This window comes from Palleniella intestinalis (assembly GCF_013166595.1).
GTDB lineage: Bacteria > Bacteroidota > Bacteroidia > Bacteroidales > Bacteroidaceae > Prevotella > Prevotella intestinalis.
The window spans coordinates 208,668-217,139 of the sequence record NZ_JABKKG010000006.1; the positions used below are offsets into that span (position 1 = coordinate 208,668).

1 protein-coding gene is annotated in these 8,472 nt (G+C 51.3%); it reads right to left on the reverse strand.

All coding sequences use genetic code 11. The features are described from left to right. Positions 1 to 253: 253 nt before the first annotated feature. On the reverse strand, positions 254 to 8,044 hold the full coding sequence (locus HPS57_RS10070) for a S8 family serine peptidase (protein ID WP_172182715.1): 7,791 nt from the start codon (positions 8,042 to 8,044) through the stop codon (positions 254 to 256). Between the last annotated feature and the right edge of the window lie 428 nt (positions 8,045 to 8,472).

Consider the following 8,472-nt stretch of genomic DNA (forward strand, 5'->3'; position numbering starts at 1 on the left):
AAAGTGTAACCTTTTATGGTGCAAAGTGTTACCTTTTATGGTGCAAAGTGTTACCTTTTGTTTTCCCTTAAGTCATACCCCCTAAGAAACATGGCATCGACAAACGAAATGAAGCCGCACCCATATCAGGTACGGCTTCATTTTATTTACTCAGTAACTATTGCAAATTACTTTACATTTAAGTTGTATTTGTACTAAGAAACAACTATGTTTTAGTATAAATCATTCTCCAACAGTCACTTAAAGAACCAACTTATCGCTTGATGAAGCGGTAGGTCTCTGTCTTGCCTGCGGATGTCACATGGAGGATGTACACACCGTCGGCATTGCCACCGAGGGCGATACTGTAGGTGTTTCCTGCTGCGACACCAAGGTCGGAAGCGTGCACGCACTGGCCTGCCGCGTCATAAATCTTGGCAGAGAGGCTGCCGTTTACGAGAGACTTGAAGTTGAGTGACTCGTGGAATGCGGAAGCAGAAAGGCTTATCAGACCATTGCCTGCTGTCAGTTCGTCGATGCCTACATTGTCACTTACCGTCACATTCACCTTCACGGAAGTGGAGAGTCCCTCACTGTCAGTAGCGGTGATCGTGCCGGAAGCAGTACCCAAACTTCTACCATGGAACACCACACCTGTCGGTGTTGTGAACGCATCGGCAACAGCATTTGCAGGGAAGTTGAAGCTGTAGGTCATCTCATCGCCGTCAGGGTCAGTGAAGATTGTCGCAAACTCAGTCACCTTTGACAGTTCACCGAGCTTGACAGTGATGTCCAAGTCACCTTCTGCCTCAGGAGCACGGTTGACGTTCTCCACCTCGTAAGCCTGTGTGACGGCAGAGGTATGGCCTGCATTGTCAGCAGCTGTGAGTGTGAACATGTGTGCACCTTCCTGTCCGAATGCAGGAGCAAGAGTAACATTCACATTAACAGGCATTGTAGCACCCTTGACGGTCATTGTGCCATTCTCAGCCTTCTCGACAGTGATGTTGTCACCTTCGGAAGCGGAAACCTCGCCAACAGAAGCTATTCCCTCGTTGTCATCAAGTTTCAGAGTGATGTCGTCGCCATCCTCGTCAAATACGGTGAAGAGAACGTTTGTTGTCTGACCTTCCTTAGCATAAACCTTTCCTGAAGGAGCGTCTATAACCGGTGCGCCGTTCTTGTCAAGATATACAGGGAAGTTTACGACAGGCTGTGCAGGGTCATTGCTCTTGATGACGATGACCGCCTTGTTGTTCTTCTCAAGACGTGCAGCGGCAGCATTGACCTTGACCTTCACCTCTTTCTCGCCACCTACGGCAAGCTCGCCTTCTGTCTCCTCAGTGACAAGGCTTATCCAAGGCTCGCCCGGAGTTGTCTCAAGGCATGTCAGGATATAGCCGACAGAGCCGACCTGATCCTCAAAGAGCTGTCCTATGTCATACCAGCCTGTCCCCTCTGTCCAGCCGAGGTAGCGTCCTGCCTTGACAGGCTCTTCCTTGACGCAGAGGTAAGCAGGGTACTGAAGTCCCTCAGGGTAAGTGACCACTACGTTGAACTCTTCGTTAGGGTTCATGTAGACAGGCTTCTCAAGAGGCACGATATAGAAATTGCCCTGCCTTGGATCCGGTTGTGACTCTATGAAGAGAGTGCCGCGTCCGAGGACATCGCCCTCGTCTTCAGGGTTAGAACCTGAGAGGAGTTCTACTTTGATGTTGACGTTTTCAGCACCCTCCGTTACCACAGGTATATAAATATGTGATACATTGATACCTGTATTCGGAGCCTTGAACGCTATTGATTCTTTATAAACATCAAAGAGATTGCCTGCACCATAGTTATAGAGAGCCTGGCTGCCCGGCATTGCATCATAGTAGAGAGCGTTGGTGAACTCAAAGTTTGTAGGGAGGTCAAACGGATTGACGTCTCTCTGGCTGCCATGAGCCTTAACCTTCGGCAGCATACCGTCATAGAGGTCTGCAGGCACCTCACCGTCAGCAGTGAGAGCCTTGGTGAATGATGTCGGAGCGATACCTCCGCCGAGATCTTCCTGTACTTCCCCTACGCCTGACGGGTCAAGGTAGAATGAGTAATTCAGCTTGTACTCGCCGGTGTTGGTGATCTTGAGGGTCTCTACGGAAGTATGGTTGTCAGCAGCGTTGGAGATGCGCAGTTCCGGCTTGTCGAACGCCATTGCCGGAGCCGGTGTGACAGTGAACTTGACATCCACGGTCTTCTGTTTTGTCTCACCGTTAGCCACATAGGTTATTGTCACAGGAACCTCATACACGCCCGGTGTCTCCCAGTATTCGCCCTCCTGCATAGCCACAGCGAACTCCAGAGGAGCCTTGCCTACGGTCTGAGGCTGGAAGAATCCCGGTTCCACAGTCTGCCATGTGTCGGTGCCTGTCGGTTCGCCTGTCATCCAGTCGAATCCTGGAAGCTTGGCAAGAAGTTGGAATGCAGGCATTTCAAAACCGAACCATGGGTCCTGAATCATCGGAGAAATGTAGGTGACATCGACAACCTCGAATGCAGCCGTTCCCTCGTTTGCAGCAGAGAAGTATGCTCCGTAGCAGAATCCCTGCTGTACCAGAGGGTCAGACATATCCATGTTGCGGTAGCCGCGTACGTTCTCAACATTCACGGCATCAGTGATGACAGGTTTTGCCTCGCCTGTGATTGTAATGTTCACAGGTATCTCCACAGTCTCCTTTGACGGAACGTTTGTTGCAATTGAGATTGTGCTTGGGTACTCGCCTGCCAGGCGGTCGGTGTTGACAGTGACTGTCACGACATCCTTCTTGCCCGGTGCCACAGTGTTCTTGATGACAGGAGTGAATGCCACGGCATTGCCGAAGGCGATGTAGCGTTCAGGCAGACGGATAGCGTCCGTAGCATCCTCGTTACATGTTCCTGCAAGACCGAAAGCCGACATGATGTTAGCATTCTCGTCATAGCCCTTGTACTGGAACTTGAAGCTGCCGTCCTTCTCCATGATGAGCTGGTAGCAGACACCGTAGTTCATAGAGTTGCCGTATTCCATGAAGGAAACCACGGCGCGGTCCTTTGTGACATAATGGTATGTGCCGCCTGTCTTTGTGGTGTTCATGGTGTGGAGACCCCAGTACGGTGCGATGATGTTATGGAACACTGTTCCTTCTGGGAATTCTCCCGGTGGTTCAGGCCATATCTTGTCATCGCGGCGTTCTGTAAACGATACAAAACCGGTGTTGTAGACATACATCTTGGAATACTTCTTGCCGTAGTATGGGAATTCAAACGGAAGCTCTACCTCGACGAAGTCATGGTTGTTGTAGTAACGGAACGCATTCTGCTCTCCGAGACCATTATCGACGATGTCCACCCAGTCGTATTCTGCCTTGTTGTCAACGGAAGCTCCGTAGACATAAGACACTTCAGAGTCTTTCTTCTCAGGTACAACAACCTTCACATTCTCATCGGAAGAGAAAGCGTACTCGAGAGGCTCGTTGCCGTTGTTTGAGATTTCAAGAGTCTTGGTGAGTGGCGTGCCGCTCTCCAGAGTCTCTTTGATGCTTTCCAGTGAGAGTCCCAAGTCCGGACATCCGATGACAGTACCCTTGATGGAAACTTCAAGCGCACCGGCATCTGTGGTGAGAGTGAGTTTGTCTGCCACAGCGCCCTCCTTGTCCGTAGGAACATTGACAAGAATATCCACGGAAGAGCCCGGCTTCACTTCTACAGGAAGCTCGTTAGAGACAGTGAGAGCATTCTTCTCGAATGTCGCACCGGTGAGAGTCATAGCCTTATGGCCATTGTTCTTCAGAGCCACCGGCAGGACAAGTTTTGACGTGCGGAACACTTTTCCGAAATCAATCTTATTGTTATCCACGACAGCGAGAGGCTCCATGCCTTCCTCACTGACGACAGCATTGAAGCGTACTGCGGAGATTGCCGGAGCAGGGTCGTTGGTGACGATGGCGAGATTGTTGTAGGTCTCTCCAGCATTCATGTCATCGCTGACGCTTACTGTAGCCTTCACCTCCACGGACTCGCCGGGGCTGACAATGCCGTAAGCAGGCTCGAGAGTGCGTACGAATTGTGCACGCGGAGCCTCAAATTTCACTGCTGTTCCTGATGTGAAGAGTCGGAAGCGTGAGTTGTCGGCTGTAGGCTCGCTGACACCGAACCAGTCCGCCATGTCTGCGGAAGTCAATGTCACGCAGTCAGCCATGTCAGGGTCGGCGATGCCGCAATAGAGCGAGCTGCCCTGCTGGAACATTCCTGACGGGTCGTAATTGTCATAGAACATCTCCACGTTTCCGTCCGGAGAGAGTGTCATGTGGAATGATATAGGCGTATAGTCCTTATCATAGACAAGAGCGAGAACGTCCTTGAAGTTGATGACGAACTTACCGTCCTTCGTTCCGTACTCTACCTTTGAGTCCGGAGCCATCTGAAGCTGGCGTCCGTAAGCCATGATTGCTCCTGTGCCGGCGAGTGATGTCGATGTCTCGGACAGCGGGCTGCGGAGTGTCTCCTGGTTAGGTGCGAAGAGGACGCCGCCGAATGATGTGATGTAGACCTTGTCATAGCTCTTTCCGTAGAATGGGAAATTGAAGCCAAGTGACACAGGCTTTGTCAAAGCGACTGCATCATTGAAGGTTGCAGCAACATCCGTAGGGTTGATAAGCTCAGGAGCCGGCTCATAAGCGAACTCATTGTAGCCTTCGAGAGTAGAGCCTACGGTGTATCCGAACTTATGGAGATTTGCCGCTCCCTCCACTGTCTGTGAGGAGAATTTAGGGAACACATATTCCAGAGGATACTTTCCGTCGTTGGTGATAGTGAAGGACAGTTCCTTAGGAGCTTCTCCGAGAGTGAGTGTTCCGGCCTCAACCTCCTGTGGAGTGACAGTAAGGCGTGCCGGGTCGGTTGCAGAACCCTGGACAATGATTCTCACTGTCTCGCCCTTATCGTTGCTGAACGTGATTGTTCCACTGTGGGAACCTGCGCTCTTAGGATTGTACTTAAGTTCGAACTTGGTCATCGCACGTGCAGGGAAACCACTGTTCACACTTTCCGGACCGGAGAAATGTTCGGAGCTGGAAGTAATGTTCTGTCCATCATAGAGACCTGCTCCCCACTCCGAACCACGGAAAGAGCCGTAGCCCTTGTTATAAACCTCCACGGTCATTGTCTTTGTCTCTCCGGTAAGGATGTTGCCGAAGTTCACGACTTTAGGCACCTCAACGGAAGGCTTGTTGCCGCTGACAGAGAACTGTACAGGGACTTTTGTCACTTTGTTGCCTGACTCGTTGGATGTGAGGTTGAGGTTGAAAGAATAATTTCCGTTGACAATCTTTCGCCCGTCAGCCTTAACATCTACAGTCTGCTTCTCACCCTTCTTCACCTGACCTGATGCAGGATTGAGCTCGAGAACCTCACTCCAGTCCGGATTGAGAGAGCGTGCGCGAATGGCCCATACGAACTCAGATGCCATGGACTCGTAGCTGCTGCCCTTCAGTGCGGTGGAGAGCTGCATCCATGTCTTTCCGAGGTCGTTGCTCATGTAGCTGTTGTTGGAGACATTAGGCTGCGTTGTATGGCCCATGCTGAGAGGGAAACCTTCCTGGTTGGCGTCGAAATGTGCCACAATCCAGAAGGACTCTCCCGGAGCGAACCATATCTGTTCCTTGAGAGGAATGTCGTAGTTATATGTGAAGAACATATAGTCCACCTCCTGAATGAGTGAGGCACTGGAGATTCCGACATCACCCTTGTAGATAGCGAGCTTAGGATTCGCGCCGAAGACGCCTTCTGTCGGAGCTTCAAACCACAGAGAGGTGAGGTTGAATCCGTCAGGATATTTCTCAGGGTCGACCTTGAACCACTGTGCCATGGAGTTCGGGAGCGACTTGTCTGTATCGCCAATCATGGCAAACAGCTGCTCTGACCATGTCATGTTCTTCGGATATTCGTCAGCGTCATATTCCGCAGCCGCTGTTGCAGCACGGTATGCAGCCTTCTGTATGGAAAGCTTTCCTGTGAAAGGAACCACTTTGCCCGGCATAGGGCGTGCTGCCTGCATCTGTGCAGAGACAGTGCGGTGGGTTGCCTCCCATTTGAGGATGCCTTCCGCCTCGTTGTTGATGGTCAGGCGGGAGGTTGCCACAGGGTTCGCCTCGTCTGATGCCATGGAGAGTTCTGCCTCATCCACAGTAAGCTTAGGTCCTGCGTTTGTTGTCACACTCTTGACAGGTGAGAGTTCAGAAGCCTTGCCCCAACGGTTGACTGCCTGTATGGCCACATAGTAGGTGGTGAGGTTGTCAAGGTTCTTGATTTCCGTTGTATAAGGGTCACCTGAATTATAGAACTTTGTGTCGACAGCCACGCGAGGGAGCTTTGTCAGGTCGTCGGAGGCTGTGAACGGAGTCTTTGAGTAGTAGATGATATGGTTGTTGACATTATTGTCGGAAGATGCAGGGATTATCCATGAGAGAGTGATATAATCCTGTGCTGCAAAAAGCTCGAAGTCCTTCACGCTTTCCGGCTTGCCGGTCTCGTCCATCTGCAGAGCCTTTGCCGCATCGATATATCCGGAGCCGTAGAGTCCCTCATACTGCTTGTTGTTTCCGTAGCCGTAGAAGTCATTGACAGAGGTAAGGAGCTGCGTGCGCAGAGTCTCGTTGAGGAATGTCGGCGAACCGTAGCGTGAGAGCACAAGCGCAGCAATGCCCGACACATGAGGCGTGGCCATGGATGTTCCTTCATTGAAACCATACTCATTGCCGGGAAGAGTGGAGAGGACCCCCTGTGCCTGGCCGTAGTCAAGCAGACCGCCCGGTGCGATGATGTCAGCCCACTCGCCGTAGTTGGAGTAGCTGGCAGGGGTCAGCTCGGAGGTCATTGATGTCACCGCCACACACTTGTCGTAAGCGGCAGGATAGTAGTTGCCGGTCTTTCCGTCATTGCCGGTGGCGAAGATGCAGAGACCGCCGTTCATTTTCTCGGAGCGCGCCTCTTTAGTGAAATAGTCGATGGCGTCGAGGACAGCCTGCTCCTTGTACTCCGGGGCACTCCATCCCCATGAGCACTGGGCGATGGTGGCACCCTTCTCCGCCGCATAGATTATGGCTGCGGCGAAATCACCGTCAGCAGTGCCGGAACGGGAGTCGAACACTTGGCATGAAATCATTTTCACACCTGAGCCCGGAGTGCCGTTGCCGCCTGCCACACCGCCGACACCGATGCCGTTGTTGTTGACGGCTGCCACAGTGCCTGCCACGTGTGTGCCATGGCTGTGAGGGTAAATCTTAGGTTCGTTGGTACAGAAGTTCCAGCCGTAGATGTCGTCGACATAGCCGTTGCCATCGTCATCGACACCCTCCTTGCCGTTGAGCTCGGCAGTGTTGACATACATGTTCTGGTTAAGGTCCTCATGAGTGTAGTCCACACCACCGTCGATGATTGCCACAAGGACATCGTCAGAACCGGTCGAAACCTTCCATGCGTTGAACAGGTTGATGTCGGCACCAACGACACTGTAAGGGATTGTGCCGAAATTCTGATAGTGCCACTGCTGCGGAAGGAAAGGGTCGTTGAAAGGCATGGTCGCCGCAGGAGCGGTGAGCACCTTGCTACGGTCAAGTTTCCGGAACCCTTTGTTGCCCTCTTTCAGGGACATGGGAGTAACGACTTCCGAGAGTTCCACACCTGCCGTCGTCGCAAACACCTTGCGAGCCTCAGCCGATGAAACCGACTCATCGAAAGTAACCACATACCAGCGGTCAAGTCCGTACTCCGCTCTCTGCTTCGCGAACTTCGCGGAATAAGGGAGCATCGGACGGATGCTGATAGCTTTCACATTGCGGGCAGCCCTGTCAAGAGGACGGATGCCGGTGGTCACCACGCCGTTGGTGCGCATGCGAGGGGCAGTGCCCACTTGCAACGCCACTTCCGGCTGCAGCTTCACACGGATGACACCCTTCTTCGGGGTTGTGCTTTCCGCTTGTGCTTCCATGACCATTCCGCCCACAAGGAATGTGAGGACGAACATGGTCCGAAGGAAAAATTTCTGCATAAGCTTTTGTTGTTAAATTAATGAATGATATTTATGTATGAAAAATATGCCTGACTGATGATGAAAGACAAACATCCTACACCAAAAACATATTACTAATGTGCAAAATTACAAAAAAATAACGCATTTACTTGCATTCCGAAGAAAATTCGCAAGGAATTTCAAGAAAAAACATACAAATCATCATAAAAAATGACAAACAATAAGAAAACAAAACCTCATCTCTGCCCATGAGCAAAATATCACTTTATTATTTCAACACCCATTGCCTTTTGCAGCAGCATATATACATTCAAGATAGAAGTGCAATTTCTTGACTGTATATGAGTCCCCTCCTTCTGTGTATAAGAGGTTCCGGAGCGTAGCGACAGGGTTCTCTTATACACAGAAGGAGGAACCTTCCCATTAAAGATTAACCTGCAATGCAA